Source organism: Shimia litoralis, assembly GCF_005518135.1.
In the GTDB taxonomy this organism is placed as follows: Bacteria; Pseudomonadota; Alphaproteobacteria; order Rhodobacterales; family Rhodobacteraceae; genus Shimia_E; species Shimia_E litoralis.
Genome location: NZ_SULI01000005.1, coordinates 147,601 through 173,072, shown reverse-complemented (window position 1 = coordinate 173,072; position 25,472 = coordinate 147,601). Strand labels below are relative to the sequence as shown.

Annotated in this window: 30 protein-coding genes and 1 tRNA gene; 14 read left to right on the top strand and 17 right to left on the bottom strand. The window is 54.8% G+C overall.

Annotated features, from left to right (window positions below):
• From FAP39_RS06850 to FAP39_RS06840, 3 genes are all read right to left on the bottom strand, one after another.
• Window positions 1-981: site-specific integrase (locus FAP39_RS06850; protein ID WP_171006795.1), on the bottom strand; the 981-nt coding region annotated here is incomplete at its 3' end.
• A 116-nt stretch (window positions 982-1,097) separates the two neighbouring features.
• The gene (locus FAP39_RS06845; protein ID WP_138015651.1) at window positions 1,098-1,283 is read right to left on the bottom strand and encodes a DUF6538 domain-containing protein; all 186 of its coding nucleotides are present in this window, start codon (window positions 1,281-1,283) and stop codon (window positions 1,098-1,100) included.
• 107 nt (window positions 1,284-1,390) lie between these two features.
• Window positions 1,391-1,475, bottom strand: a tRNA-Leu gene (locus FAP39_RS06840).
• 139 nt (window positions 1,476-1,614) lie between these two features.
• On the opposite strand from FAP39_RS06840, the gene FAP39_RS06835 reads away from it, so the two are divergent.
• Entirely contained in the window at window positions 1,615-2,142 is a 528-nt protein-coding gene (locus FAP39_RS06835) for a DUF2314 domain-containing protein (protein WP_171006794.1), read from the top strand.
• A gap of 3 nt (window positions 2,143-2,145) precedes the next feature.
• On the opposite strand, the gene FAP39_RS06830 is transcribed toward FAP39_RS06835, so the two are convergent.
• Window positions 2,146-3,684, bottom strand: a complete 1,539-nt coding sequence (locus FAP39_RS06830) for an NAD(P)H-hydrate dehydratase (protein ID WP_138015649.1) — start codon at window positions 3,682-3,684, stop codon at window positions 2,146-2,148.
• 173 nt (window positions 3,685-3,857) lie between these two features.
• Between FAP39_RS06830 and FAP39_RS06825 the strand changes: the two genes are divergently transcribed.
• From FAP39_RS06825 to FAP39_RS06815, 3 genes are all read left to right on the top strand, one after another.
• Window positions 3,858-4,196: a P-II family nitrogen regulator gene (locus tag FAP39_RS06825; protein WP_138015648.1), complete on the top strand. Its 339-nt coding sequence runs from the start codon at window positions 3,858-3,860 to the stop codon at window positions 4,194-4,196.
• Between the two features lie 32 nt (window positions 4,197-4,228).
• The gene (gene glnA / locus FAP39_RS06820; RefSeq protein ID WP_138015647.1) at window positions 4,229-5,635 is read left to right on the top strand and encodes a type I glutamate--ammonia ligase; all 1,407 of its coding nucleotides are present in this window, start codon (window positions 4,229-4,231) and stop codon (window positions 5,633-5,635) included.
• Between the two features lie 140 nt (window positions 5,636-5,775).
• Window positions 5,776-6,132 (top strand): hypothetical protein, encoded by a 357-nt coding sequence (locus FAP39_RS06815; protein WP_138015646.1) that lies wholly within the window; start codon window positions 5,776-5,778, stop codon window positions 6,130-6,132.
• A 75-nt stretch (window positions 6,133-6,207) separates the two neighbouring features.
• Here FAP39_RS06815 and FAP39_RS06810 read toward each other — a convergent pair whose 3' ends face one another.
• Window positions 6,208-6,834: a hypothetical protein gene (locus FAP39_RS06810; RefSeq protein WP_138015645.1), complete on the bottom strand. Its 627-nt coding sequence runs from the start codon at window positions 6,832-6,834 to the stop codon at window positions 6,208-6,210.
• Between the two features lie 223 nt (window positions 6,835-7,057).
• On the opposite strand from FAP39_RS06810, the gene FAP39_RS06805 reads away from it, so the two are divergent.
• Window positions 7,058-8,296: a bifunctional alpha/beta hydrolase/OsmC family protein gene (locus tag FAP39_RS06805; RefSeq protein ID WP_138015644.1), complete on the top strand. Its 1,239-nt coding sequence runs from the start codon at window positions 7,058-7,060 to the stop codon at window positions 8,294-8,296.
• Window positions 8,297-8,408: 112 nt separating this feature from the next.
• On the opposite strand, the gene FAP39_RS06800 is transcribed toward FAP39_RS06805, so the two are convergent.
• Complete coding sequence (locus FAP39_RS06800) at window positions 8,409-8,690, bottom strand: hypothetical protein (RefSeq protein WP_138015643.1); 282 nt, start codon at window positions 8,688-8,690, stop codon at window positions 8,409-8,411.
• Between the two features lie 12 nt (window positions 8,691-8,702).
• Window positions 8,703-9,275, bottom strand: a complete 573-nt coding sequence (locus FAP39_RS06795) for a hypothetical protein (RefSeq protein ID WP_138015642.1) — start codon at window positions 9,273-9,275, stop codon at window positions 8,703-8,705.
• Between the two features lie 191 nt (window positions 9,276-9,466).
• On the opposite strand from FAP39_RS06795, the gene purB reads away from it, so the two are divergent.
• The 8 genes from purB (at window position 9,467) to FAP39_RS06770 (ending at window position 15,134) form a co-directional block, all read left to right on the top strand.
• Entirely contained in the window at window positions 9,467-10,771 is a 1,305-nt protein-coding gene (purB, locus tag FAP39_RS06790) for an adenylosuccinate lyase (protein WP_138015641.1), read from the top strand.
• A gap of 137 nt (window positions 10,772-10,908) precedes the next feature.
• A complete protein-coding gene (locus FAP39_RS17500; protein ID WP_171006793.1) occupies window positions 10,909-11,076 on the top strand; it encodes a hypothetical protein in 168 nt (55 codons plus the stop codon).
• Between the two features lie 13 nt (window positions 11,077-11,089).
• Window positions 11,090-11,260: a hypothetical protein gene (locus FAP39_RS17495; RefSeq protein WP_171006792.1), complete on the top strand. Its 171-nt coding sequence runs from the start codon at window positions 11,090-11,092 to the stop codon at window positions 11,258-11,260.
• A 156-nt stretch (window positions 11,261-11,416) separates the two neighbouring features.
• Window positions 11,417-11,563 carry a hypothetical protein gene (locus FAP39_RS17490; RefSeq protein ID WP_171006791.1) on the top strand — a complete coding sequence of 49 codons (147 nt, stop codon included), beginning with the start codon at window positions 11,417-11,419 and terminating at the stop codon, window positions 11,561-11,563.
• 24 nt (window positions 11,564-11,587) lie between these two features.
• The gene (locus FAP39_RS06785) at window positions 11,588-12,130 is read left to right on the top strand and encodes a tetratricopeptide repeat protein (protein WP_138015640.1); all 543 of its coding nucleotides are present in this window, start codon (window positions 11,588-11,590) and stop codon (window positions 12,128-12,130) included.
• A gap of 59 nt (window positions 12,131-12,189) precedes the next feature.
• Window positions 12,190-13,251 carry a flagellar motor switch protein FliG gene (locus FAP39_RS06780; protein ID WP_138015639.1) on the top strand — a complete coding sequence of 354 codons (1,062 nt, stop codon included), beginning with the start codon at window positions 12,190-12,192 and terminating at the stop codon, window positions 13,249-13,251.
• Between the two features lie 93 nt (window positions 13,252-13,344).
• Window positions 13,345-14,226, top strand: a complete 882-nt coding sequence (locus FAP39_RS06775) for a DMT family transporter (RefSeq protein WP_246058978.1) — start codon at window positions 13,345-13,347, stop codon at window positions 14,224-14,226.
• The gene (locus tag FAP39_RS06770) at window positions 14,223-15,134 is read left to right on the top strand and encodes a lysophospholipid acyltransferase family protein (protein WP_138015638.1); all 912 of its coding nucleotides are present in this window, start codon (window positions 14,223-14,225) and stop codon (window positions 15,132-15,134) included. Before FAP39_RS06775 ends, FAP39_RS06770 begins: the two co-directional genes overlap by 4 nt.
• On the opposite strand, the gene FAP39_RS06765 is transcribed toward FAP39_RS06770, so the two are convergent.
• Window positions 15,131-15,808 carry a DUF1223 domain-containing protein gene (locus tag FAP39_RS06765; protein ID WP_138015637.1) on the bottom strand — a complete coding sequence of 226 codons (678 nt, stop codon included), beginning with the start codon at window positions 15,806-15,808 and terminating at the stop codon, window positions 15,131-15,133. The genes FAP39_RS06770 and FAP39_RS06765 overlap by 4 nt on opposite strands.
• A 228-nt stretch (window positions 15,809-16,036) precedes the next feature.
• On the opposite strand from FAP39_RS06765, the gene acnA reads away from it, so the two are divergent.
• Complete coding sequence (gene acnA, locus FAP39_RS06760) at window positions 16,037-18,724, top strand: aconitate hydratase AcnA (protein WP_138015636.1); 2,688 nt, start codon at window positions 16,037-16,039, stop codon at window positions 18,722-18,724.
• Between the two features lie 98 nt (window positions 18,725-18,822).
• Here acnA and FAP39_RS06755 read toward each other — a convergent pair whose 3' ends face one another.
• From FAP39_RS06755 to secD, 9 genes are all read right to left on the bottom strand, one after another.
• Complete coding sequence (locus FAP39_RS06755) at window positions 18,823-19,380, bottom strand: DsbE family thiol:disulfide interchange protein (protein ID WP_138015635.1); 558 nt, start codon at window positions 19,378-19,380, stop codon at window positions 18,823-18,825.
• The gene (ccmD, locus tag FAP39_RS06750) at window positions 19,373-19,525 is read right to left on the bottom strand and encodes a heme exporter protein CcmD (protein WP_171006790.1); all 153 of its coding nucleotides are present in this window, start codon (window positions 19,523-19,525) and stop codon (window positions 19,373-19,375) included. The genes FAP39_RS06755 and ccmD overlap by 8 nt, the downstream gene beginning before the upstream one ends.
• Window positions 19,522-20,253: a heme ABC transporter permease gene (locus FAP39_RS06745; RefSeq protein ID WP_138015634.1), complete on the bottom strand. Its 732-nt coding sequence runs from the start codon at window positions 20,251-20,253 to the stop codon at window positions 19,522-19,524. Before FAP39_RS06745 ends, ccmD begins: the two co-directional genes overlap by 4 nt.
• Before the next feature lie 108 nt (window positions 20,254-20,361).
• On the bottom strand, window positions 20,362-21,018 hold the full coding sequence (gene ccmB / locus FAP39_RS06740) for a heme exporter protein CcmB (protein ID WP_138015633.1): 657 nt from the start codon (window positions 21,016-21,018) through the stop codon (window positions 20,362-20,364).
• Window positions 21,015-21,641 (bottom strand): heme ABC exporter ATP-binding protein CcmA, encoded by a 627-nt coding sequence (gene ccmA / locus FAP39_RS06735; RefSeq protein WP_138015632.1) that lies wholly within the window; start codon window positions 21,639-21,641, stop codon window positions 21,015-21,017. The genes ccmB and ccmA overlap by 4 nt, the downstream gene beginning before the upstream one ends.
• Before the next feature lie 84 nt (window positions 21,642-21,725).
• Complete coding sequence (locus FAP39_RS06730) at window positions 21,726-22,079, bottom strand: Mth938-like domain-containing protein (RefSeq protein WP_138015631.1); 354 nt, start codon at window positions 22,077-22,079, stop codon at window positions 21,726-21,728.
• A gap of 12 nt (window positions 22,080-22,091) precedes the next feature.
• Window positions 22,092-22,835, bottom strand: a complete 744-nt coding sequence (locus tag FAP39_RS06725; protein ID WP_138015630.1) for a sulfite exporter TauE/SafE family protein — start codon at window positions 22,833-22,835, stop codon at window positions 22,092-22,094.
• A gap of 1 nt (window position 22,836) precedes the next feature.
• Complete coding sequence (gene secF, locus FAP39_RS06720) at window positions 22,837-23,805, bottom strand: protein translocase subunit SecF (protein WP_138015629.1); 969 nt, start codon at window positions 23,803-23,805, stop codon at window positions 22,837-22,839.
• A gap of 3 nt (window positions 23,806-23,808) precedes the next feature.
• A complete protein-coding gene (secD, locus tag FAP39_RS06715; RefSeq protein WP_138015628.1) occupies window positions 23,809-25,470 on the bottom strand; it encodes a protein translocase subunit SecD in 1,662 nt (553 codons plus the stop codon).
• Window positions 25,471-25,472: the final 2 nt, after the last annotated feature.

The window sequence follows — 25,472 nt, the reverse complement described above, 5'->3', positions numbered from 1 at the left end:
CTTGTATCCATTCAATCGGGTTGGATACATCTTAGCACGCTGTCCGAATTTGCCGGACCACTTCAGTCCTGCATGGCCCTGTATGGCATCCACAACACGATCAGAAATTCCAAGTTCGCGGTATTGCGTCTTGAGCCGGTGTCGCCAAGCGTGATTAGGCTGCAGCCCCTCTGGTCGAAGCCCACTCAGGCGCAGCCAGTCTGAAAGCTTGTTAGAAACAATCACAGCCGCTTTCTGATACTTTTCCGGTTCGGTCGCATTGTGAAACACTGGGCCGGGTTCTGCATCTGCCACAAACCCCTCTTCAATAATCTGGCGACGCAATGGCACGTCGCGATTGCCACCCGGTTCTACCGTGCCAGCGTCAGGCGTGATCCGTGCTACCCCTTGCCCATCAATCTCGCGAATGTCTTCTTTGCGTAACTGGGTAATCTCGGAAACGCGCGCCCGGGGGAATGCGCAAATGATCGGCACCCACCGTTTCAAGTTAGCCATTTGCACAGACTCGCGCACTCGTCCTGTTGAATCTGGCTGTGGTTCGTATGTGCGTGAAGCTTTCAGCACCTCAACCGCTTCTGCATCGGTGTAGCCACGTTCCCGGCCATACACCTTGCGCGCCTTTCGTTGCTTCACGGTCTGTGCGACGTTCTCAGGCAAGCGGTCGTTCTCAACTGCCCATGCAAACAAGGCCCGCACAGCAGAGTGATAAATATCGTTAACCGTCTTGGCCGATAGATCGTTCATCAGATGATCACGCCACGCCAGAAGGTCTTTCTTGGTGATGCGCCGGGCATCATTGTGCTTTAGAAATTTGCGCAAGTTCTCGATGACCGGGCGCTGGCGTTTGCCACCATCTTTCATGAAACCAGCTTGCACTCGACTGTTCACACAGTCAGCCCAGAGGCCCGTCAAATTAACACGCTGTGGAGGCTGTTCAGGCGGCCGCGCGTTCTTAATGATCGGCGTTGTGGGAAACACCATCGTCGCGCTCTGCAGCCCGTGCCAGCGCTTCGAGCTCAGCGCTGCGAATAGTGACTGTGCGCAATCTGATCAGGCGCAAGCGAATAGATAGCGTGCTGGGGTCGCTTGGGTTTCCCCTACCCTACCTGACGCTCTGCTAGGGCAATCTGGTGCTGTAGCTGGGCCACTGCACCGGGTAAATGCTTCACAGCTTCCTCGTCATCGCCGCCTAAAGGCGTGCGCAGTTCGGTCTTACCGACGATTCTGCGCAAATCTTTCGGAACAACAAGCCACGCATGATACCGCCCTTTGCGGTTAGCCATGTTTTATATTTTGCCCGTCATAACCAAAGCCCGATTGCAACCAAAGCTGTAACCTTAGAACGGGCAAAGCGCATGTGATGCAAGGATTTGATTTCAAAGGGATATACTGGTACGGGTGAAGGGACTCGAACCCCCACGCCTCGCGGCGCCAGAACCTAAATCTGGTGCGTCTACCAATTCCGCCACACCCGCACAGTCCGCGCTGTCTAGCAAAGGTCAAAACAGGATGCGAGCGGAAAATGCATCAAAATCCTATCTCGCAATAAATTTCTTAAAATCTTATTTTCTATCTCTTTGCGCACTCACGCATTGCTCTCTAGTTTTGAGCAGTATGTTTGGCAAAACGGATGGATATATGCACCGCGTGCTTGGATTGATTTTTGGATTTATTCTTGCGCCAATGGGGGTGTCAGCCGCCAGTGAGTATCTTGTAATGGATGCCCAATCCCCGCAGATGGTTCAGGCAACAACTCTCGCCAACGAGTCGCTGGATGATGCGCTGGCCGCCGCCAAATTCAACCCTGAAACCTATACGGACCTTATGCTCAAGGTTGGTTTCCCAATCCTTTCGGACGTCAGCCCAAGCACGATCGAAAGCGTTTGGGTGATACATGTGCGCACGGACGGGTCAAATTTCTCGGCAACACTGGACAGCGCGCCGATCGCCCGCACAGACATCACATCAGGGAAACCCGTCACCTTTACACGCGATCAAATTCAAGATTGGGGCCTCACCGTAGAAGGCCGCGCCTATGGTTTCTTCTCGACGCGCGCAATGCTGCCAATGCTCGAGGCGTCATCGCAAAAAGCCTTTTTACAATCTACACTTTCAGAAACACCATTACCTCAAGGTTGGTAAAGTCTATCTGACGCCAATCGCGCGAAACACCGCTGGCACTTGTTCGGCGATATCCTCGGCAATCATACCAGGCCCAAACACCCGAGCACATTCCGCATGCAACCAAGCGCCAGCTTCCGCTGCCGGTTTCGCCGCATGGCCACGCGCCATCAACCCCGTGACAAATCCCGCCAAGACATCCCCTGATCCGGCTGTGGCCAGCCAAGGTGCTGCGGATGCATAGACCGCCGCATTCACCGAACACTGTCCCTCCGGTGACGCAATCACCGTGTCCGGCCCCTTAAACAGCACCACGCACCCTGCCCGCGCGGCCGCGTCACGGGTTGCATCCACCTTTGAATAGGCCGGACCGGAAGTCGGCGCGCGCTCGAGCGCCAGAGCGATATCCGGAAAAAGCCGCGCAAACTCTCCGGCATGCGGCGTCAAAACACACCGCTCATGCAGTCTCTCGATCATGTCCGGCATCTGTGCCACCAACGTCAAAGCGTCCGCATCCAACACCGTCGCACATTTTCTCGCGAGAATGGCCCGCACCATGTCTGCTTGCGTGGACCCCAAACCAAAACCCGGACCGACACAAAGCGCCGACACCCGCGGGTCATCCAGCATTTGGTCCAAAGCCACGACATCGTCGATCTCGCGCATCATCACCGCCGTGATCTGCGCCGCGATCTCAGCGCGGGCCTCATGGGGCACGCCCAAGGTCACAAGTCCCGCCCCAACGCGCAACGCCCCGCCTGCTGCCAACCGCGCCGCCCCAGTTCTGTTTGCGCCGCCCGACAACACAAGCGCATGCCCATTGCTGAATTTGTGCCCATGATCCGATTTGGAAAGAGACGGCAACCTCGCGCCTTCCACAATATCGACAAACCCGTCATGGCTCTGAGATGTCAAACCAATATCCGCGACGACAAGCGTGCCGCAGGTTGTGGACCCGACGTTCAAATAGTGCCCGATTTTTGCCGTATGAAAAGATACCGTAAGCTGCGCAGACACCACATCTGCGCCTGCCCCCAACACACGGCCACTGTCACTGCAAAGACCGGACGGGATATCGACCGCAACCGTTTTTGCGCCCACATCCTTGGCCGCAGCCCGATCGCGAACCCAGTCCAACACCGCACCATCCAGAGCACGCCCAAGGCCAGTACCAAAAAGCGCATCCACATACAGATCAGCTTCGCCGGCAAGCCTCGGGGCATCCCCGATCGTTTCGACATCTCCGAGCGCCTGCCATCTTAAGAAATTGGTTGTTGCATCCGGCGGTAATTTGGACGCATCCCCAAGCAAATAGACCCGAACATCCCAACCATGGGCTTTCAACATTCGTGCAATCACAAATCCGTCGCCACCGTTATTTCCGGGGCCACACAAAACCACGGCACGACGAGAGGTCTCCGACAGCTCTGGCCACTGCATAAATACTGCGTCGACGACGCCCTTCCCGGCCCGTTCCATCAGTTCAAGGCCGGTCACCTCTCCCGACTCAATCGCGATATGTTCGATGGCGCGCATTTGGGCAGCCGTTAGAATTTCGGTCACTTGATCACCTTTCGCGATTCAATTCAGCATAGTTTGGGTGCATACTGCCTATTTTTTGTGCAAGTTACTCAATTCACCCACTCAGTGCCCCCCCGCGTCACCTTAGCCAATTGTGACCGCGAGATGAAAGTGGTCTGTGCTAGCTCAAGTACGCAGGTGAGGAGACATCCGAGATGAAAAAGATCGAAGCAATCATCAAGCCCTTCAAGCTGGATGAAGTCAAAGAAGCCCTTCAGGATGCCGGTATCCAAGGCCTCAGCGTCATTGAAGTCAAAGGTTTTGGCCGTCAAAAAGGCCATACCGAGCTTTACCGCGGCGCGGAATACGTCGTAGATTTTCTTCCAAAAGTAAAAATCGAAGTTGTTTTGGATGATGATCAAGTTGACGGTGCAATCGAAGCCATCGTTGATGCAGCAAAAACCGACAAAATCGGCGATGGCAAAATTTTTGTCAGCCCCGTCGAGCAAGCCATTCGCATTCGGACCGGTGAATCCGGTTCGGACGCACTGTAATCCCATCTATTTCTAACAGAAGGACCAAGGGAATGAGCGTAGACGCAGTTCTCCAGATGATCAAAGACGAAGATGCGGCCTATGTCGACATCCGTTTTACCGACACACGCGGCACACTTCAGCACGTTACTGTGGATGTTGACTTGGTTGACGAAGACTTCCTCGAAGAAGGCTTTATGTTTGACGGGTCATCCATTGCCGGTTGGAAGTCGATCGAAAACTCGGACATGAAATTGATGGCCGACACAACATCTGCCTATTTGGATCCGTTTTATGCGGAAAAAACCATCTGTCTGCACTGCTCGATTGTTGAGCCGGACACAGGCGAAGCTTATGCGCGTGACCCACGCGGCACAGCCCAAAAAGCAGAAGCCTATCTACAGTCTTCGGGTATTGGTGATGTGGCCTATATGGGTCCAGAAGCAGAATTCTTCCTGTTCGACGACGTGCGTTTCTCCAATACAGTCAACAAAGTATCTTACGAAGTTGATGCGATTGATGCGTCTTGGAACACAGACACCGAATATGAAATGGGCAACATGGGCCACCGGCCGGGCCTTAAGGGTGGGTACTTCCCAGTAAACCCAACAGATGACGCACAAGACATCCGTTCGGAAATGCTCTCGACGATGAAACGTCTTGGCATGAAAGTCGACAAGCACCACCACGAAGTGGCATCTTGCCAACACGAGCTGGGTTTGATTTTTGGCAGCCTGACAAAACAAGCTGACGAGCTGCAAAAATACAAATACATCATCCACAACGTGGCTGCGTCTTACGGCAAATCGGCAACCTTTATGCCAAAGCCAATCTATGGCGATAACGGCACAGGCATGCACGTGAACATGTCGATCTGGAAAGACGGCAAGCCGCTCTTTGCTGGCGACAAATACGCAGACCTGTCACAGGAAGCTCTGTATTTCATCGGCGGTATCCTCAAGCACGCAAAAACACTGAATGCGTTCACAAACCCAGCGACCAACAGCTACAAGCGTCTGGTTCCTGGTTTTGAGGCCCCTGTTCTGCGCGCATACTCTGCACGTAACCGGTCGGGTTGTGTACGTATTCCATGGACAGAATCGCCAAAAGCGAAACGCGTCGAAGCACGTTTCCCCGATCCAGCAGCCAACCCCTACCTGTGCTTTGCAGCGCTGTTGATGGCTGGCCTAGACGGCATCAACAACAAAATTGATCCCGGCGAAGCCATGGACAAAAACCTATATGACCTGCCTGCAGAAGAACTGGCAGACATCCCAACAGTCTGTGGCTCCTTGCGTGAAGCTCTGGAATGCCTCGAAGCTGACCATGACTTCTTGCTGGCAGGCGACGTCTTCACCAAAGATCAGATCGAAGGCTATATCGAACTGAAAATGGAAGAAGTCACCCTGTACGAAACAACCCCACACCCGGTTGAATTCGGCATGTACTACAGCTGCTAATCCAGCCTTGAACATTTCGGAAAAGGGCGCCCAAGGTGGCGCCCTTTTTTTACGGCTGCCTTAGTATTGCCACAGGTCAATCATACTCAGCGCAAATCCTCTGGTCAAAAGAGGAGCCATTGTTTCGTAAGAGTATTGATATGTCCGAAAATCGCAATTCAGCACGCCACTCCCCTCGTCGCAACTTGCTGCCAAATATCGCGCCCCAAGAGCAAATGTGGCTACCCGAGGCCGACCGCAAATGCCCGCCCTCGAACTTGGTTCCCAAGCTCGGGAGGTTGATTGCGTTCATCGCCATTCTGGCAGCAGGCCACGCTCTTTGGCAGAATTCCAATGCGACTGGGGCGCCAATCGTTGCACAGGAAATCACGCCAAAACCGCCACAGCCGACATCAGAGTATGTTTATGTGACTGCGCCACCGAAAGATCCCGCAATGCCACCGGCGCTGCCGGCTTTGGATTTCGGAACTATTTCTCACACCACCACACGTGACTAAGATATCGGATCAACATAACCTTATAACATCTTAATTTTCATATGTATTTACCCATAGAGCTCAAATAATATGAGCTTAGAAATGGTACGTCATCCCGATCTCAATAAAGGGGTATCCATTTCCGATGTCTGCTTCGGCTTGCAGTTTTTCAAGCACCAAGTCGCCGGGCAAGATAGGGTTGGTCGAAGAAAACCCGACACTCACGCCACCAGTATAGATGTAGCCAGCGCTGCCAGAAAATATCCAGTGCTGCCCGATCGGATAGTCATATCCAATCGCAATAATCGGCGAAACTCTGTTTTCAAATTTCGCGATGGCGTCCAGTTTGGTGGTATAGATATTGTTCCCGATTTGAAATGTCCCGTTGGCGGTTCCTGCCGCTTCGGTGTCAGAAACAAAGGCGCCAAAGGTCAAGCGCCAGTTGCTTTGACCCAATTGTCGATCCGCCAGCAGAGACAACCCGCGCAGCTTGGAGGTCGTATCATAGCTGATCCCCCCCAAGTCTTCTCCGGATCGGTATTTTGGGGCGCCACTTAACATCGCGCGCACTCGCCACTTTTCACTGTGCCGATAGGCCACTTCCCCAGTGAGACCGACGCTGGAAATGCCAAGAGAAAATCCGTATTTCCCCACCTCCTGAGCGTGCGATACCGTTGCAGCAGTAATAAGTGCGATAGCAGACATGGCGGCAATATATTTCATATGGCCAACCTGCCCTGTTATAGATTTACATTCAATGAATAGGCGCACACCTTGCACATATACGCGTCATTGTTGCGGCCAAGTCACTTAACGGCGCGCCCTCAATACGGCCGAGGCTTGAAGACGATCACCGCGCTTCACCATCACGTGACCCGCACGCTACGGCCCTTGGCGAAACGCGACTTCTCTCTCAAATTGGCATCAAGCATACAAGGATGACCCAATGCCCTCTGAACGCATCACCTTCCCCGGCCATAATGGACAAACCCTGGCGGCACGACTTGATCGTCCGGATGGTCCACATCTTGCCACAGCCTTGTTTGCCCATTGCTTTACCTGCTCCAAAGATATCCCCGCAGCACGCAGAATTGCGTCGCGGTTGGCAACAATGGGGATTGCTGTGTTGCGTTTTGACTTTACCGGGCTCGGTCATTCAGACGGCGAGTTCGGCAACACGACGTTTACCTCGAATGTGCAGGACATCATCGCCGCAGCCTCCTATCTTAAATCCCGCGATCTGGCGCCCGACCTCATGATCGGACACAGCCTTGGCGGGGCCGCGATCTTGCGGGCCGCGTCAGATGTCCCAACAACCAAAGCCGTGGTCACGCTTGGCGCGCCATTTGATCCGGGGCATGTGACCCATAACTTTGGCGACAGTTTGCAAGACATCAATGACAACGGCCAAGCCGAGGTGTGCCTTGGGGGGCGAAAATTTACCGTCAGCAAGTCATTTGTGGATGACGTCTGCGCCAGCACCCTCGCGCCCTATATTTCCGAATTGGACGCCGCACTTTTGGTATTGCATGCACCGTTGGATGACATCGTCGGCATCGAGAATGCCAGTCAAATCTTCATAGCCGCCAAACACCCCAAGAGCTTTGTCACGCTTGATAATGCCGATCATCTGATCAGCCGTGCCCAAGACGCGGAATACGCAGCCGAAGTCATTGCGGCGTGGGTCGTGCGGTATCTTGATCTATCCCCACCAGCCCCACAACCCGGCACGCCCGAAGGGATTGTGCGCGTCTCAGAGGTCGACCCCGCCGGATTTTTGCAAGATATCAACTCTGGTCCGTTTCATCATGCATTGGCAGACGAACCCATGGTCTATGGCGGCACCAATAAGGGCATGTCGCCCTATGGCTTTTTGTCGGCGGGCTTAGGTGCCTGCACATCCATGACCATTCGCATGTATGCGCGCCGCAAAGGGTGGCCACTCGCGCATGTCTGGGTGGATGTCTGTCATGACAAAGTCCATGCGCAAGATGCCAATACAAGAACCGGTGAAAAAGTCGATAATTTCAAACGTGTCATTCATTTGTGTGGCGATGCCCTCACCGATGACCAACGCCAGAAGCTCCTAGAGATTGCCGACAAATGCCCTGTGCATCGAACCCTAGAGCGCACCAGTCATATCAGAACCGAACTGGCCGACATGGCCGACAACCGGTCCCAATGATCCACACCACGCCTGCCCCAGCAAAAGCCGTCTAGCGCCCTGCGCCCCTCACTGAAAAGCCGCCCCAATCACGAGGCGGCTCTCTAAGACTGATGGTGCCCGCAGGCTACTATTATCGGCGAGGCGACGGGCGGTGCATGGGCGGCGTTGGACGCATCGGCGGTGTCGGACGCACAGGTGGTTGCGGTGCAATCGGATGCACTGGCTTCACCGGACGCTCTGGGGGGTGTGGGCGGTTGGGCGGATACGGACGATAATAGTCATTCCACATCATGGAGTCATAATACACCCCTGTGCTCACGCCGCCGGAATATGACGTGCTATCACAGCCACTTAGGGTCACTGCGCCCATTCCCAGACCAGCAATCGCCAGAACAGTTTTTTTCATAAGCATATGATCTCTCCTCTAGCGGATCGCACGGAATGACGCGTACATTCCATTGATGTCATTGAGCACTGAGGGGTCATACCCCTTTTCAAGCACGGTCACCGAAAAAGCGACTTTGCCATTTGGCATCTTGATCAGGACAGCGGTAAAGTCGACTTTCTTGCCCCCCCGTTTGCCAGTCCCCGCCACAGTGTAGGCAGGCAATCCCGCGACCGGATTGTTATGACTGCGGCTGACTTCGGGATTTTTCACCAGATGTGGGCCGATTTCGCGCATATACGCCTTGCCTTGCTCAATGGTGCGTACGTTGCGCGGCACGATAAATCCGACCCATGCATCATCATAGGCCTCGGGCGACAAACCGATCAAACGCGGCACTTCGCGTGCAGCATCATCACCGGGTGCCGTCAGCATCCGCGATCCACCGGCGCGCATTTCCCAAAAATCTGGAACCATCACGCGAAACAAGGCCTTGCCGCCGTCGGTGTATTGCACCGGGACATCTGCAGCGACACCCAGCGACGACGCCAGAACCAGTGCTCCTGCTCCGGCCCAACGGCGCACGTGTTTTGAAAATCCAAGTCGCATCATTACCCTATCTCCAGATTGCTTGCCCAATACTAGCCCAGTTCAAAGCGTAGTCCACCCAACTTGCCCCCAATTTGCCCCGGATGTCCTAAATATCAGGGCAATCCGTCTCAGGTGTGGCCTCATACCTTGCCGAGACCGCCCCCAAGGGCTAAACCGCGCCCAACTCCCGCCTAACAAAACAAGGTCGTCACATGATCCCTCGCTATAGCCGCCCTGAAATGGTTGCCATCTGGTCACCCCAATCCAAATTCAAAATCTGGTACGAGATCGAAGCCCACGCGTGTGACGCAATGGCAGATCTGGGCGTGATCCCCCGCGAAAACGCGGATGCCGTTTGGAAAGCCAAAGATGTAGAATTTGACGTGGCCCGTATCGACGAAATCGAAGCCGAAACCAAACACGACGTCATCGCCTTTCTGACCCACTTGGCCGAACATGTCGGCAGCGACGAAGCTCGTTTTGTGCATCAAGGCATGACATCCTCCGATGTTTTGGACACCTGCTTTAACGTGCAGCTGGTCAAAGCTGCGGACATCCTGATCGAAGACACCAAAGGTCTGTTGGTTGCGCTCAAAAAGCGCGCACTCGAGCACAAAGACACCATCCGTATCGGCCGCAGCCACGGCATTCACGCCGAACCCACCACCATGGGCCTGACGTTTGCGCGGTTCTATGCAGAGATGGATCGGAACCTAAAGCGTTTGAAGCGCGCACGCCATGAAATCGCAACCGGCGCTATTTCCGGCGCTGTAGGCACGTTTGCAAATATCGACCCCGCCGTCGAAGAGCACGTTTGTGAAAAACTGGGCCTCGAGCCAGAGCCGATTTCGACCCAAGTGATCCCGCGCGACCGCCACGCGGCCTTCTTTGCAGCCCTTGGGGTTGTGGGATCGTCGATCGAAAACATCGCCACAGAAATTCGCCACATGCAGCGTACCGAAGTGCTGGAAGCCGCCGAGTTTTTCTCGATGGGTCAAAAAGGCTCGTCTGCGATGCCGCACAAGAAAAACCCTGTGCTGACTGAAAACCTGACGGGTCTGGCCCGTTTGGTGCGTATGGCGGTGATCCCCGCGATGGAAAACGTTGCCCTCTGGCACGAGCGTGATATTTCGCACTCGTCCGTTGAGCGTAACATTGGCCCAGACACAACGATCACGCTGGACTTTGCTTTGGTACGTTTGACCTCGGTCATCGACAAACTGTTGGTGTACCCAGACAACATGCTGGCCAATATGAACAAGTTCCCTGGCCTTGTGATGAGCCAACGTGTGCTATTGGCACTGACCCAAGCGGGCGTCAGCCGCGAAGACAGTTACAAGATGGTTCAGCGCAACGCACTGAAAGTCTGGGAAACCGGCTGTGATTTCAAAACTGAATTGCTGAATGACGCTGATGTGGTCAAGGCTCTGTCGGTCGAAGAAATCGAAGAAAAGTTCGACCTCGGGTACCACACCAAACACGTCGATACGATTTTTGCGCGGGTGTTTGGCGACTAAAACCTTATCACCCCACTGAGATCAGAGGCCGGTACAGAGACATCTGTCCGGCCTTTTTTGTGTTTAAGTGATCCAAATCTGCAGGTGCCCCGTACCATTGGTATCGAACTGAAACGAACCACCCGAAAGGTGATCACATGAAATACGCGATATTTTTGAGCGCCGCCCTGACGCTTCCGGCCATGGCGCAAGCGCAGCCAATCACGTCTCTGACCATTCATTCGGACGAAAACCGCGAATACTGTAACGACGGATTTTCATGGGACGCAGCAGAAAAAATGTGCATGCCCGACAATGGGCGCTAAGAGGAGAAGACCTATGTTTAAGAACATTCTCGTTGTAACGGCGATTGGTATGCTGCCGATGACTGCACTGGCCAGTGGTGCAAATATCAAAACAGGTATTGGTGAAAAAAACGGGACAAGATGTGACCCCGGGTTCTATTGGGATGCCACGGACCAGATGTGTCTGGCGGCCAATTGGATTTAGGGGCGACCTGAAACACACCCGAACGTGAAAACGTTTTGATCTTTTGGGTACTTTGGTTGTGGTACTGAAATCCACATTTTGGTGTTGCAATATACGTTGCAACACCTACATTCAATTTAACGCATGTATTAAGCATCGCATGCTGAGGAGATAAACATGTTGAACGCGACATTTATCAGAGCATCCATCTGTTCTGCCATCCTGATGGCAGCCTCAGCGGCCTATGCAAATCCTCAAAAATGCCCACCGGGGTCATATTGGGACACACGTGACAACATGTGCATCTATGACAACGGCAGATAACCACACTTTATGACGGAGAATTTTATGAAAGTACCTTCCATCTTAGCAGCGGCCGCAATTGCCTTGGCTCCCATGTCGGTGATGGCTGCAGGTGCCGATGATCCGTTTGTGCCAAAGCCCACCAAGACCACGAAGGATTGTAAAAAGGGCAAGGTGTGGAATGACAAGAAAAAGCGGTGTGTCAAAGCGCAACGATCTGACCTAAGTGACGACATTTTGTACCAAGCCGTGCGCGAATATGCCTATGCCGGACAATACGAAAATGCCCAGATCGTTCTGTCTGCCATGTCTGATCAAACTGATGATCGCGTGCTGACCTATTGGGGATTCACCAACCGCAAGATGGGCAATGTTGATCTTGGCATGAGCTTTTACCAACAGGCCATCGCATCAAACCCAGATAACCTTTTGGTGCGCTCTTATATGGGTCAGGCCTTCGTTGAATCCGGCGATACGTATCTGGCATTTTTGCAGCTTAAGGAAATCCGCGCACGTGGGGGAGCAGGCACTTGGCCCGAGCAATCCCTCGAGGCCGCCATTCGCAGTGGTCAAACTTACAACTATTAGGTTCAGGATTTTTTCACTCTTGGGTGGTCTTATCTGCCCAAAGTCAAAGGATCCTGCGGATGACTCTCTCCAACAAGGTGGCGCAAATCGCGCCACCTGTCCCCCCTGCTCCCGTTTCTCTTAGCCGCCAGCAAAAGGCAGCAATTATTGTGCGGTTTCTGTTGAACGAGGGCGCAGACGTTTCGCTGACAGAATTGCCCGATGATCTTCAGGGGGCCTTGACCCATGCCATGGGGACGATGCGCTATGTTGATCGCGATACCTTGGCCTCTGTTGTCATGGAATTCGCAGCCGAGCTTGAATCCGTCGGCCTATCATTCCCCAATGGCATTTCTGGTGCACTCACAGCGCTTGAGGGTCGCATAAGCCCCCTGACCGCCGCACGGCTGCGCAAAGAGGCCGGTGTGCGCCAATCGGGCGACCCCTGGAGCCGTATTCGCGGTCTCGCTATCCCTCAGCTTGTCACATTTACCGAACAAGAAAGCATCGAGGTCGCGGCTGTGATGCTCTCCAAGCTGGATGTGGCCAAAGCAGCTGAATTGCTCAGCGCGCTGCCCGGTGCCAAGGCGCGGCGCATCACCTATGCGGTGTCATTGACAGCGGGCATCACCCCCGAAGCCGTGGACAGAATCGGAATTTCTTTGGCGGCACAGCTGGATGATGTGCCAGACCGGGCGTTTTCCGAGGAACCCGTGGATCGTGTGGGCGCCATTTTGAATTATTCCATGGCCTCTACACGCGACGACGTGTTGTCTGGCCTTGAGGAAACCGATGCAGGGTTTGCCACCTTGGTGCGCAAAGCAATTTTCACCTACGCTGACATCCCGGCTCGGATCACGCCACGGGATGTGCCGCGCATTCTGCGCGAGGTTGATCAGACCGACTTGGTGACGGCGTTTGCCTATGCCGCAACCGATGACCTTGGAGCAGCAAGCACATTCCTGCTTGAAAATACGTCGTCAAGATTGGCGGACCAATTGCGTGAAGACGCCCAAGATCGCGGCAAGGTTTCGCTTAAGGACGGTGAAACAGCCATGACGGCCGTCATTGGCGCGATACGCTCCTTACAAGCCAGCGGCGATATCACATTGATCCAACCCGAGGACGACGCGCCACCATAATCTTACTGTCATACCCGCACGATATTGGGAGACGTGTGTTTACAGTGCCCCCCGCAGCCGCGTAACTGGAGGTCTGTTTGAAGGACCCATCCTGTGTTGAACCGGTTTTACGCCTTGTCACCCAATGCCCGCGCCATCGTCTTGATGGTCGCGGCCGTGTTGGCATTCTCGTTAATGGATGCCACAGCCAAAGCACTCTCGCCGCGCATCGGGATCATTCCCGCGCTTTGGACACGCTATGCAGGCCAAATGATTCTGGTGCTCTTTCTGGTCCGGCACAGGTTTCCTGCCGTGCTCAAGACGCGCTATCCGCTGCTTCAACTCATGCGCTCGCTCTTTTTGTTATGCGCCACGTGGTGCTTTTTCATCGGGATCAGCAATATTGGCTTGGCCGAGGCCACCGCGATTATGAACATCAATCCTATCCTGATCACGATTGGCGCCGCGGTTTTTCTCAAAGAAGGTCTCGGGCCGCGACGTTTGATCGGCATTGGCATCGCATTGATAGGCGCGCTCATCATCATCCGCCCGGGTGCAAGCGTGTTTTCGCCCTACGCAATCTATCCGCTTGTCGCAGCGATGTTTATCAGCGGCTATAATCTGGCGACGCGCTTTGTTGGGAAAGATGAAAACATCTGGACATCGCTGCTGTACACAGGCCTGTTCGGAACGCTGGTTCTCAGTGTCATGGTTGTGCCCAACTGGACGCCACCGGACGCGACCAGCATTGGCCTGATGATCTTGATTGTGATTTTTGGCACCACATCGCAACTGTTGCTGATTCAAGCCTTGTCGCAGGGCGAAGCCGGATTGTTAGCCCCGTTCGGCTATACCGGTCTGATCTTTGCGACCTTCTGGGGCGTCGTATTTTTCGCCGAGTTCCCGGACATGTGGACAATTGTCGGTGCCCTTGTGATCGCAAGCGCGGGCATCTATGTCTGGCATCGTGAAACATTCCGCCGGGCCAAAGAATGAAAACGGACACACCGCCATTTGGCCGCCGCGCCAGAGATTACACAATCAATTTGGTTTTGACTGGTGCGCTCCGCCTTGCACTGGCGTTGCCCTATGCCACACGTGTGCGCATGATGGGGGCACTGGTCTCGGGCGTGTTTGCCCCAATCGCGGGATTCCGCAAACGCATTCGTGAAAACCTACATCATGTGCTGCCTGACCTGCCACAAGATCAAGTCGATCACCTGTGCAAAGCCGTCCCCAACAACGTCGGCCGCACCCTGATCGAGATTTATTCTGGTGAAGAATTCGTCGCACGCGCCATCGAGTCCCCGATCTCTGGGCCAGGCCTCGACAAACTGGAGGCGGCACGCGCCCAAGGGCGGCCAGTTATTCTGGTGACAGGTCATATGGGAAACTATGACGTGGTGCGCGCGGCCCTGATCCACCGCGGCCACAATATGGGGGCGCTCTATCGGCGTATGTCGAACCCGTATTTCAACACACATTACGTAAATTCCATTTCCAAAATTGGCACCCCGATGTTCGAACAAGGGCGCAAAGGGATGATGGAAATGGTCCGCCACATCAAAGCTGGCGGCGTCTTGGGTATTCTGACCGATCTCTACGTCCAAGACGGTGTGGCCCTTGATTTCTTTGGACAAAAGGCCGTGACATCGCTTGTGACCGCCGAACTGGCCTTGAAATTCAATGCGGCGCTGATACCGGTGTATGGGTTGCGCAATCCCGACGGCCTTAGCTTTCGGATTGTAGTTCAGGACGAGATTCCACATTCGGACGCCATGACCATGACGCAACAAGTCAATGCCGGTCTGGAAGACCTTATTCGTGATAACATGGATCAATGGTTCTGGATTCATCGGCGTTGGAAATACGCCGACCTTGATCTCAGAACCAAGAAACCCTAGCGCAGGCGCGCCGCAGCCAAAATAGGCCCATAACCTTCGACCTGAAGGATGGCCACCACAGGCGCCTTGCCACGTACGGGCGCTGTCACGTTCAGATCTTTACGGCCATTCCACATGACAATACTGTCCCACGAGTCCACGATATTGGCGTAACGCACGGATTTTCCAGCATTTTCCCCGCGCCTAATTGCGACCTCTTCAGAAGGGCGATAGCGCACAAGATGCACTTCCATCTCGTCACTCACCGCGCCCCCCTTGGCATGAATATGGAGCTTGTTGCCTTTGCGTTCGATCGAAAACTCGACCTGACTTGCCAGAGACTGATGTTTACGGACCAGAGAGTTGACCTCTTCGGGGTGGGTGCCCACCACATGATCCACACCACCCACAATCATCTGTGGCGTATACACCGATCGATGGCCGGCAACGCGCGCATAGGCTTTTTGGCGTTTGGTATAGTCGGGACTGGCAAATTCATCTTTCCACCCGATGTAATCCCAATAGTCCACATGCAACGCCAAGGCGATGACATCGTCGCGCTCCGCAAGGTGCTGGTCAAAAAACGCATCTGCTGGCGGACAAGAGGAACACCCTTGCGAGGTGTACATTTCCACAACGACCGGATGGTTTTGCGCCAACAGAGGCGTTCCTGTCATCAGCAGGAGCAACGTCATGAGGCGGCCTAGATGCAACATCGCGATTCCGTTCGTTAAGATCATGTTTCACCTGTTCTACGTCGGGACCGATTGAAACACCAATCAACCATTTGCGAGGCAACGGTGAAGTCCGCCTGTGCCCACGCCAAATGCGTCGCCCGCCGCCAGCCCCTTGATAACAGCGACACGATCGGTCAAAAATGCATCAGCGAGACTCCTAGTTTTTTTGCTAAGAAGGAGGCCAACATGCCCATCACCGTCGGACACGATACCGCAAAGACGCGCAAAACACTGCACGTCAACGGCAAGTCAATTTCCTATTATTCGATCCCCGCCGCCCAACAGGCCGGCTTGGGGGATTTTTCGAAACTTCCTGCGTCACTTCGGGTGGTTCTCGAGAACATGCTGCGATTTGAAGATGGCGGATTTTCGGTGTCGATCGACGACATCAAGGCATTTGCCGACTGGGGGGCAAACGGGGGCCAGAACCCGCGCGAAATCGCCTATCGCCCTGCCCGCGTGCTGATGCAGGATTTCACAGGCGTACCCGCCGTCGTCGATTTGGCGGCCATGCGCGACGGGATCAAAACCCTTGGCGGAGATGCGCGCAAGATCAACCCGCAGGTACCTGTGGATCTTGTGATCGACCATTCGGTGATGATTGACGAGTTTGGCAATCCGCGTGCCTTTCAAATGAACGTCGACCGCGAATATGAACGTAATCTGGAGCGCTATACTTTCCTCAAATGGGGACAGACCGCGTTCAACAACTTTCGCGTTGTGCCCCCCGGAACCGGCATCTGTCACCAAGTAAATCTTGAGTATCTGGCGCAAACGGTCTGGACTGATACCGATCAACACGGGAATGACGTGGCCTATCCCGATACCCTTGTGGGCACAGACAGCCACACCACCATGGTCAACGGCGTAGCCGTGTTGGGATGGGGCGTTGGCGGCATCGAAGCCGAAGCCGCGATGCTGGGCCAGCCAATTTCCATGCTGATCCCCGAAGTCATCGGCTTTGAGCTCACAGGCGCCATGGTCGAAGGCACCACGGGCACTGATCTGGTGCTGAAGGTCGTGGAAATGCTGCGGGCAAAGGGTGTTGTCGGAAAATTTGTTGAATTCTATGGCGAGGGTCTGGATCGTTTGCCACTGGCGGATCGGGCCACCATTGCCAATATGGCCCCCGAATACGGCGCGACCTGTGGGTTTTTCCCGATTGACGGCGAAACCCTGCGCTATCTGGAAAACACCGGCCGCGACAAGAACCGCATCGCCCTCATTGAAGCCTATGCCAAGGAAAACGGGCTCTGGCGAGGCGCAGATTACGCACCGATTTACACCGACACGTTGACGCTCGATATGGGTACCATTGTGCCTGCAATATCTGGACCGAAACGCCCGCAAGACTATGTGCCGCTAAGCCAAGGCCAGACCGAATTTCGTCGCGAAATGGAAGAGACGTTTAAGCGTCCCATGGGCAAAGAGGTTGCCGTCGCAGGTGAAGAGTACACCATGGAATCGGGCAAAGTCGTGATTGCGTCGATTACGTCGTGCACCAACACATCAAACCCCTATGTGATGATAGGCGCAGGTCTTGTGGCCCGCAAGGCCGCCGCGCTGGGTCTGAACCGCAAGCCGTGGGTCAAGACCTCGCTGGCCCCTGGATCGCAAGTTGTGTCGGCCTATCTCGAGGCGGCTGATTTGCAAAAAGACCTTGATTCACTGGGCTTTAACCTTGTGGGATACGGCTGTACGACCTGTATCGGCAACTCTGGGCCCATCCAAAAGGAAATCTCGGAGGCCATTGCCGAGGGCGATCTTGTGGCGACGTCTGTTCTGTCAGGCAACCGCAACTTTGAGGGGCGGATTTCACCCGATGTGCGCGCCAACTATCTGGCCTCGCCCCCGTTGGTGGTGGCCTATGCGCTGGCTGGGACATTGGACATCAACCTTGCCAGCGATGCCCTTGGTCAGGATAAAAACGGCAACGATGTTTATCTGAAAGATATCTGGCCCAGCACACAGGAAATCGCGGATCTGGTACAGGCCACAGTGACCCGCGAGGCGTTCCTGTCGAAATACGCCGATGTGTTCAAAGGCGATGACAAATGGCAGGCCGTCGATGTCCCCCAACAAGAAACATACGACTGGCCCAGCGAATCTACGTATATTCAGAACCCGCCGTATTTCCAGAATATGGGGGCTGAACCGGGCACGATATCAAACATCAGCAACGCCAAGGTTCTGTTGGTATTGGGCGACATGGTCACAACCGACCACATCTCGCCTGCGGGGTCCTTTGCCCAAAGCACCCCCGCCGGTCAGTATCTGATCGACCATGGCGTGCCTGTCCGCGAGTTCAACTCGTACGGATCACGCCGTGGCAACCACCAGATCATGATGCGCGGCACCTTTGCCAATATCCGTATCAAGAATGAAATGCTGGATGGTGTCGAAGGCGGGTATACCAAGGGCCCAGATGGCGTCCAGACGTCGGTCTATGAGGCCTCGATGGCGTATCAACAGGCGGGGACGCCTCTGGTTGTCTTTGGCGGTGCGCAATATGGGGCTGGGTCGTCGCGTGATTGGGCGGCCAAGGGGACAGCGCTCTTGGGGGTCAAAGCGGTGATTGCCGAAAGCTTCGAGCGTATCCACCGGTCGAACCTCGTGGGAATGGGGGTTGTCCCGTTTGAGTTCACCAACGGGGATACGCGAAAGACGCTTGGTCTAACCGGAGATGAAACTGTGTCGATCTCAGGGTTGGATACCATCGAACCCCTGCAAGAGGTGCCATGCACCATTACATCACCGGATGGCACAACGCGCGTCATTACCCTGAAGTGCCGCATCGATACAGCGCCGGAAATTGAATACATCGAACACGGCGGTGTGCTGCATTATGTGCTGCGGGACTTGGCCAAGACGTAACACACAAAATAAAGAGCCCTGCCAATTTGGCAGGGCTCTTTGATAAGATGGTTCGTCTCTCACAACCGCGCGGTTGGTCTGCGCCAAGCGGCGTGTCCCTAGTTGGTTTGAGCCGCAGTCATCGCCTTTTGCACAGCTGGGCCAAGTGTTCTTTCGATGACGCGTTCGGTAATTGGCCCCGCGATACGCAACAAAACCGTGCCATTCCCGTCAATCAGAAAGGTTTCCGGCGCGCCGTACACGCCCCAGTCGATCTTGGTTTTGTCGGTGACATCCTCGCCCAAAGTCGTGAACGGGTTGCCGTCCTCGCGCAAATACGCTTCGGCTTTGGCTTTGGTGTCGTCAAAGTTCACGCCATGCAGGGTTACAGGCAGCAACTCTTCGATCTTGAGCAATGTTGGGTGTTCTGCCCGACAGGCGACACACCATGTGCCCCAGAAATTCACCAACTTCAGGCCCGGTTGCGCCAGCACCTCATCTGTCAGCAATGGCGTATCCAGCAGCGGCTGCAGCGCGGAAACGCTGGGTGCACTTTTCTGAATCAGCATCGACGGAAGATCATTCGGATTTTCACGCGACATTCCGATAAAAAACAACGCCGCCAAGCCTGCAAAAATTGCAGGTGGAGCCATCATCAACGGTGAAATCTTAGCCATTTCGGCGATCCTCGATTTTTTTCAACTCAGCGCGGGCCTTGCGCGCGGACCACAGGCTCATGGCGACAAGCACAACCAACAACACAATCGACACGATATAGGACGACAATACCGTGTCAGAATATTTCCCCAGATCAGGCATCATCCCAGTCTCTCCCGCGCCAACAACGCCTTGGTGCGGCGTTTATGAATTTCTGTGCGGGTGCGCAAAAACACCAACGCAATGAACAAAAGCCCAAACCCCACCATGCAGATATAAAGCGGCGTCGAGAACACATCGGCCACGTTTTCTTTCTTATCCAGAGACAGCGATGCACCTTGATGCAACCCTTGGTTCCAGAAGTTCACCGCATAGCGGCTCAGGATCGCAAACACAGAGCCAACCAAACACAATACCGACGTCAGATCGGCCGCCGTGTCCGGATTGTCGATGGCTTCCCAAAGCGCAATATACCCAAGATAAAACAAAAACAGGATCAGAAACGAGGTCAGACGCGGATCCCACGCCCACCATGTGCCCCACATCGGCTGGCCCCAAATCGCCCCTGTAATCAGGGCGATGACCGTCATGATGATGCCCACTGGTGCGGCAGCTTTGGCAGCCAGTGCCGAGACGTGATGACGCCGGACCAACCAGATCAGCGATGTCACCAGCATCATAAACCACACGTTGATCGCCATCAGCGCGGCAGGCACGTGTAGATAGATGATTTTGACTGTCGCCCCCTGGCGATAGTCGTCAGGGGTAAAGAAAAATCCCCACACCAGCCCGACAACCAAGGTGATCGTTGCCAGGATCGAAACCCACGGCAACACCATTTCCGAAGTCCGGATAAATTTGACCGGATTTGCATATTCCCAGATAGACGCCATGTCTTTTCCTACCTGCCCTCTTTGGCTATTGCACCTCACATCGCAGTGAGCTGCTCGCTCGTCCTTGATTTGGGTTAAACCCTCATCACATTTTCAAACCCGCATGTTCTATCGCAAATTCACCCGAAGCACCAACGCACTTGCAAAAGGCAACAGCGCAATGGTGCCCGCGGTGATCCCCGCAAGCATCAACATGGGTGTTGTCGTCTCAAGACCAACGGCCCCGCGGCGCGCCAATTCGGCGCCAAAAATCAACGTCGGCACATACAATGGCAGCACCAGCAGCGATAACAACAACCCACCGCGCTTAAGGCCCACGGTCAAAGCAGCACCGAACGTGCCAATCACCGAAAGTGCGGGCGTGCCCAAAATCAGCGAAATCACCAACCATTTGTATCCTGCCTCTGGCAAGCTCAAGAGCAATCCAAACAACGGCGCCGCCAACGTCAGAGGCAACCCAGTGGTGATCCAATGCGCCAACGCTTTGACACTGACCACAGCTTCCATAGGCAGCGGTGACGTGGCCAAAAGGTCAAGAGATCCATCTTCCCAGTCCAGCGCCAAAATACGATCCAGCGACAAAAGGCACGCCAACAGCGCCCCCAACCACAAGATTCCGGGGGCGATTTTCGACAAAAGGCCACTCTCTGGGCCAACCCCGAAGGGAACCAACACCGTCACAATCAAAAAGAATGCAAGCCCAAGGCCAAACCCGCCCCCTGCCCGCATCGCAAGTTTCATATCGCGGCTCAGGAGCGCAATCATAAGAAGCCCTCATCGAGCCCGTCAAAATCACCCGATCCTGATCCGGGCACAGCGCGAAATGGGCCGACATCCAGCACATCCGCATCAAGACCCAAATCAATATGCGTGGCAATCAAGGCTGATCCACCAGTAGCAAGATGGGCACGCACCGCATCGGCAAACATCGCCACGGATGCCACATCCAAGGACACAGTTGGTTCATCCAAAATCCAGATTGACCGTTCGCTAACCAAAAGGCGTGCCAGACCCAATCGACGTTTTTGTCCCGCAGACAATGCGCCAGCGGGGCGATCAACAAGTCCCTCCAGATCAAAGCCCGCCAATGCCTTGTCGATGCCTTTGGTTCCAAAGATGTCCGCCCAGAAATGCAAATTCTCGGCCACGGTCAACGTGGCCTTAAGCCCGTCACTGTGGGCAGCATAGGCAATGCTTTCTGGTGGATTGGTGATCTGCCCTGTGACCGGTGGCTGAAGACCTGCAACCGTGCGCAACAACGTGGTTTTCCCAACGCCATTGGGGCCGCGTAAAACAAGCGCACGCCCCGCGTCCAAGCGAAAATTCAGCCCTTCCAAAACAGGAATGCCACCACGCGAGATTGTCAGATCAGTTACAGTCAGTGTCATGTGTCTGCCATAGCCCATCCGCACGCATGACAAAAGCAAAATGCCATCTCTGTATACACCCCTGTGCGCTTGTCACGCAGACCGCTAGACTGCCAGCAGAACGGCGGCGACACGGCGGCCTTCTGACACCAAGACGTTATAGCTTCGGCATGCTGTCGCAGATGCCATGGGTTCAACGCCGATGCCCGCATCTTCCAATGTGGTCCGAAACGTCGGGTCGACAAAATCCATCTTCTCACCAGTTCCGACAAGCACAAAGTCGATTTTCTGCGCAAGCTCCAAAATGTGTTGCGTGTCTTCATATCCCTGCCAACTGCGGGCACCTGAGGCGTGAATAAACGCGCCCCCCTCAATGACCTGTCCGCCAATACGAAAGAACCCCGGACCATAGCTGTCGATCGGAATGGCGTCAGAGTATGTGATCTCGTTTAGTTGCATAGGTTCAGTTCCTTAATCCCACAGCGGTAGCCCAGTGACGACCGCCAGCGCAATCACAGCATAGGCCGCAATGCGATATATTTTCTCGTGCGCCGGATCAAAGAGCGCCTGCCCGATCAGCGTGGTCACAAAATACGGCACTGCCAGCACAATAGCCACGCCAAACAATGTCCAACTCGTCATGCCCTGCCATATCAGATTGCTCACGATCACAACATCCAGCGCGGCCAAAAACAAGATCGTATTGGCACGCACGACTTCGACTTTGTGCAGGCCCGACAGATAAAACAAGATCACCACTGGCCCCGTTAGACCAGTCATCCCGCCAAACAATCCCGCAGCCGCCCCAATCGCCAACAACCCTATTGGCCCAATCTGCGACCGATATCGCCACCCAGTCACCAGCGATCCCAACATCACCGTCGCAATGGCTGTGACCACCCAACGCACGGTGTTCTGATCCAGCAACGACAACACCCAAAGCCCGATGGGCACGGTGCACAGCGCGGCGCCTGCCATCAGGCCAACATCGGCTTTTTGTGCAGTTCCCCATGCCTTGGGCAACAAAGCCATGGTGCTGGCAACGCCCGTCATGGTGATCAACGCGATCACCTGTGCCGATGGCAAAAACATCCCCGCCACGGGCACAAAAATAAGCGCAGTGCCAAAACCAGTAAAGCCGCGGACAATGCCCGCGGCTCCTATGGTCAGACATAGCCAGAAAAGACCCGGCGTTGCCAGAATGTCAGCGATCATATCAGGCGTCGATATTGGCAAACTGGTTGCCCGCGCTGTTGTCTGGTTTGGACCAGTCGCGCTTTACACCAAGTTTCAGCAAGACCGTCGAAGCGACAAAGATCGACGAATACGTCCCGACGATCACACCCCAGATCATCGCGAATACAAATCCACGGATCACGTCACCGCCCAGTACGAAAAGCGAAATCAATGCCAGCAACGTCGTGACCGAGGTCATCACCGTCCGCGACAGCGTTTCGTTGATCGACAGGTTCAGGACCTCTTTGAGCTCCAGCTTTTTGTACTTGCGCAGGTTTTCCCGCACGCGGTCAAACACCACCACGGTATCGTTCAGCGAGTACCCGACAATGGTCAGCAGCGCGGCGATAATCGCCAGATCAAACCTGATCTGCAACTCGGAGAACACCCCGATGGTCAGCACAACGTCATGCACCAATGCAGCAACCGCGCCCAATGCAAACTGCCATTCAAACCGCAGCCAGATATAGATCAGCACCGCACCAATTGCCAAAAGCACCGCGATCACGGCCGTTTGGATCAACTCGCCAGAGACCTTTGGCCCCACGGATTCAACGGACACAAAGATGATGTCCGGCGTGACCGTCTGCAGCGCAGTCAAAACGGTGCGCACCGAGTCGGCAGACACAGATTCTTGGCCGTCTTGGGCCTGAATACGGATCATGGTGACGTTTTGATTGTCGTCAAAGCTGGGGTCGAACACTTCGGTGATGGTCACATCGCCAAGCCCCAAAGGTTCAAGCGCGCCGCGGTACTCAGCGACATTCACAACTTCGGCGCTTTGGGTGCGAATGGTGGTGCCACCGCGGAAATCAATCCCATAGTTCAATCCCTGAACAAAGAATGACACCAGCGCCAACACGACCAAAAACCCTGACAACCCAAGCCACAAAAGCGGACGGCCAAAGAAATCCCATTTGGTATTTTCCGGAACAAGTCTCAGACGCATGGCTTATACCTCGATTGTCTTGGGACGACGGCGTTCAAACCAGATGACCACAATCAACCGCGTCACATAGATCGCGGTGAATACAGAGGTCATGATGCCCAAAGCCAAAGTAATTGCAAAACCGCGTACTGGCCCCGAGCCAACGGCAAACAGGATCGCAGCGGTGATAAAGGTTGTGATGTTGGCATCCAGAATGGCGCTCAGCGCTTTCTCATACCCAAGGTCAATGGCCCGTGCAGGCCCCTTGGCGGATTTCAACTCTTCACGAATACGTTCGAACACCAGCACATTGGCATCCACAGCCATCCCGATTGTCAGAACGATACCGGCAATGCCCGGCAACGTCAGGGTCGCACCAATCATGGACAGCAACCCAAAGATCAGGCCAACGTTGATGATCAAGGCGATATTGGCAAACAAACCAAAGGTGCCATAACTCAGGAACATAAAGACCAGCACCGCCAAGAATGCCACGACACAAGCGATTTGCCCGGCTTCGATGCTGTCTTGGCCCAACTCCGGTCCGATTGTGCGTTCTTCGAGGAACTCAAGCCCTGCTGGCAAGGCACCTGCGCGCAACAGCACGGCCAGATTGGTGCTTTCCTCAACGCTAAAGCGTCCGGTAATAATGCCCGATCCGCCCGCGATGTGGGCTTGGATCACAGGGGCGCTGACGACCTCGCCATCCAGAACAATGGCAAACGGTGATCCAATGTTTTCGGCGGTGTAATTGCCAAACTTGCGCGCACCCGACGGGTTAAACCGGAACGACACGGCAGGCGTGTTGTTTTGGTCGAACGACGGTTGGGCATCCACCAGTTCTTCGCCTGTGACAACAGGGGCGCTTTCGACGGTGTAATACAGGCCTTCTTCGTCTTGGGACGGCAGCACCTCGTTGCCCGGTCCCGGATTGACATCCGGGTTCGTGCCGCGACCCACAACTGGGTTAAAGGTCAATTGCGCGGTTGTCCCGATGATCTCTTTGAGTTCAGCAGCCGAGCCAATGCCGGGCACCTGAATAAGAATGCGATCAGCGCCTTGGCGTTGAATAGTGGGCTCGCGTGTGCCGACTTCGTCGATCCGGCGGCGAATAATCTCTAGCGCTTGCTGAACTGTCCGTTCATCCGTGGCGAGCTTTTCTGCATCCGACAACGCGATCACGATGTCGCCGCCTTCTGTATTCACGGTAATGTCCGACGCTGCCGCGCCAGTCAAAGACGTGACCGGACGCCCCAGCCCACGCACCAAGGTCGCAGCACTTTCGATGCTTTCGGGTTTGGAAACCTTGATCCGCAGTTCAGCACTGTCAGAGGGTTGCAGTCGAATGGTGCCAATTGTGGCACGCTCGGCACGCAGCAGGTCACGCACTTCGGGCCACATGGCCTTAATGCGGGCTTCGTACACGTCCGACACCTGCACTTCGGCCAGCAAATGGGCCCCACCACGCAGGTCGAGCCCGAGATTCACAAGAGAAGATGGCATCCAGCTTGGCCACATGCCAGCCTGCTCTTCTAGCCCATTGCCGGAATACCCCAGCTCGAGCGAAGCCACGGCGTCATTATGCGCCTCGACCCTTTCATAGAACGCATTGGGAACCGCCATCAACAGCCCCAACACACACACGGTCCAGATCAGGACCCGTTTCCAACGGTCGATTTGCAGCATCG

Coding starts and splice junctions, on each gene's coding strand:
- FAP39_RS06845 (WP_138015651.1), bottom strand. CDS start 1,283: ATGGCTAACCGCAAAGGGCGGTATCATGCGTGGCTTGTTGTTCCGAAA.
- FAP39_RS06835 (WP_171006794.1), top strand. CDS start 1,615: ATGTTTGGCAAAACGGATGGATATATGCACCGCGTGCTTGGATTGATT.
- FAP39_RS06825 (WP_138015648.1), top strand. CDS start 3,858: ATGAAAAAGATCGAAGCAATCATCAAGCCCTTCAAGCTGGATGAAGTC.
- glnA (WP_138015647.1), top strand. CDS start 4,229: ATGAGCGTAGACGCAGTTCTCCAGATGATCAAAGACGAAGATGCGGCC.
- FAP39_RS06815 (WP_138015646.1), top strand. CDS start 5,776: ATGTCCGAAAATCGCAATTCAGCACGCCACTCCCCTCGTCGCAACTTG.
- FAP39_RS06810 (WP_138015645.1), bottom strand. CDS start 6,834: ATGAAATATATTGCCGCCATGTCTGCTATCGCACTTATTACTGCTGCA.
- FAP39_RS06805 (WP_138015644.1), top strand. CDS start 7,058: ATGCCCTCTGAACGCATCACCTTCCCCGGCCATAATGGACAAACCCTG.
- FAP39_RS06800 (WP_138015643.1), bottom strand. CDS start 8,690: ATGCTTATGAAAAAAACTGTTCTGGCGATTGCTGGTCTGGGAATGGGC.
- FAP39_RS06795 (WP_138015642.1), bottom strand. CDS start 9,275: ATGATGCGACTTGGATTTTCAAAACACGTGCGCCGTTGGGCCGGAGCA.
- purB (WP_138015641.1), top strand. CDS start 9,467: ATGATCCCTCGCTATAGCCGCCCTGAAATGGTTGCCATCTGGTCACCC.
- FAP39_RS17500 (WP_171006793.1), top strand. CDS start 10,909: ATGAAATACGCGATATTTTTGAGCGCCGCCCTGACGCTTCCGGCCATG.
- FAP39_RS17495 (WP_171006792.1), top strand. CDS start 11,090: ATGTTTAAGAACATTCTCGTTGTAACGGCGATTGGTATGCTGCCGATG.
- FAP39_RS17490 (WP_171006791.1), top strand. CDS start 11,417: ATGTTGAACGCGACATTTATCAGAGCATCCATCTGTTCTGCCATCCTG.
- FAP39_RS06785 (WP_138015640.1), top strand. CDS start 11,588: ATGAAAGTACCTTCCATCTTAGCAGCGGCCGCAATTGCCTTGGCTCCC.
- FAP39_RS06780 (WP_138015639.1), top strand. CDS start 12,190: ATGACTCTCTCCAACAAGGTGGCGCAAATCGCGCCACCTGTCCCCCCT.
- FAP39_RS06770 (WP_138015638.1), top strand. CDS start 14,223: ATGAAAACGGACACACCGCCATTTGGCCGCCGCGCCAGAGATTACACA.
- FAP39_RS06765 (WP_138015637.1), bottom strand. CDS start 15,808: ATGACGTTGCTCCTGCTGATGACAGGAACGCCTCTGTTGGCGCAAAAC.
- acnA (WP_138015636.1), top strand. CDS start 16,037: ATGCCCATCACCGTCGGACACGATACCGCAAAGACGCGCAAAACACTG.
- FAP39_RS06755 (WP_138015635.1), bottom strand. CDS start 19,380: ATGGCTAAGATTTCACCGTTGATGATGGCTCCACCTGCAATTTTTGCA.
- ccmD (WP_171006790.1), bottom strand. CDS start 19,525: ATGATGCCTGATCTGGGGAAATATTCTGACACGGTATTGTCGTCCTAT.
- FAP39_RS06745 (WP_138015634.1), bottom strand. CDS start 20,253: ATGGCGTCTATCTGGGAATATGCAAATCCGGTCAAATTTATCCGGACT.
- ccmB (WP_138015633.1), bottom strand. CDS start 21,018: ATGATTGCGCTCCTGAGCCGCGATATGAAACTTGCGATGCGGGCAGGG.
- ccmA (WP_138015632.1), bottom strand. CDS start 21,641: ATGACACTGACTGTAACTGATCTGACAATCTCGCGTGGTGGCATTCCT.
- FAP39_RS06730 (WP_138015631.1), bottom strand. CDS start 22,079: ATGCAACTAAACGAGATCACATACTCTGACGCCATTCCGATCGACAGC.
- FAP39_RS06725 (WP_138015630.1), bottom strand. CDS start 22,835: ATGATCGCTGACATTCTGGCAACGCCGGGTCTTTTCTGGCTATGTCTG.
- secF (WP_138015629.1), bottom strand. CDS start 23,805: ATGCGTCTGAGACTTGTTCCGGAAAATACCAAATGGGATTTCTTTGGC.
- secD (WP_138015628.1), bottom strand. CDS start 25,470: ATGCTGCAAATCGACCGTTGGAAACGGGTCCTGATCTGGACCGTGTGT.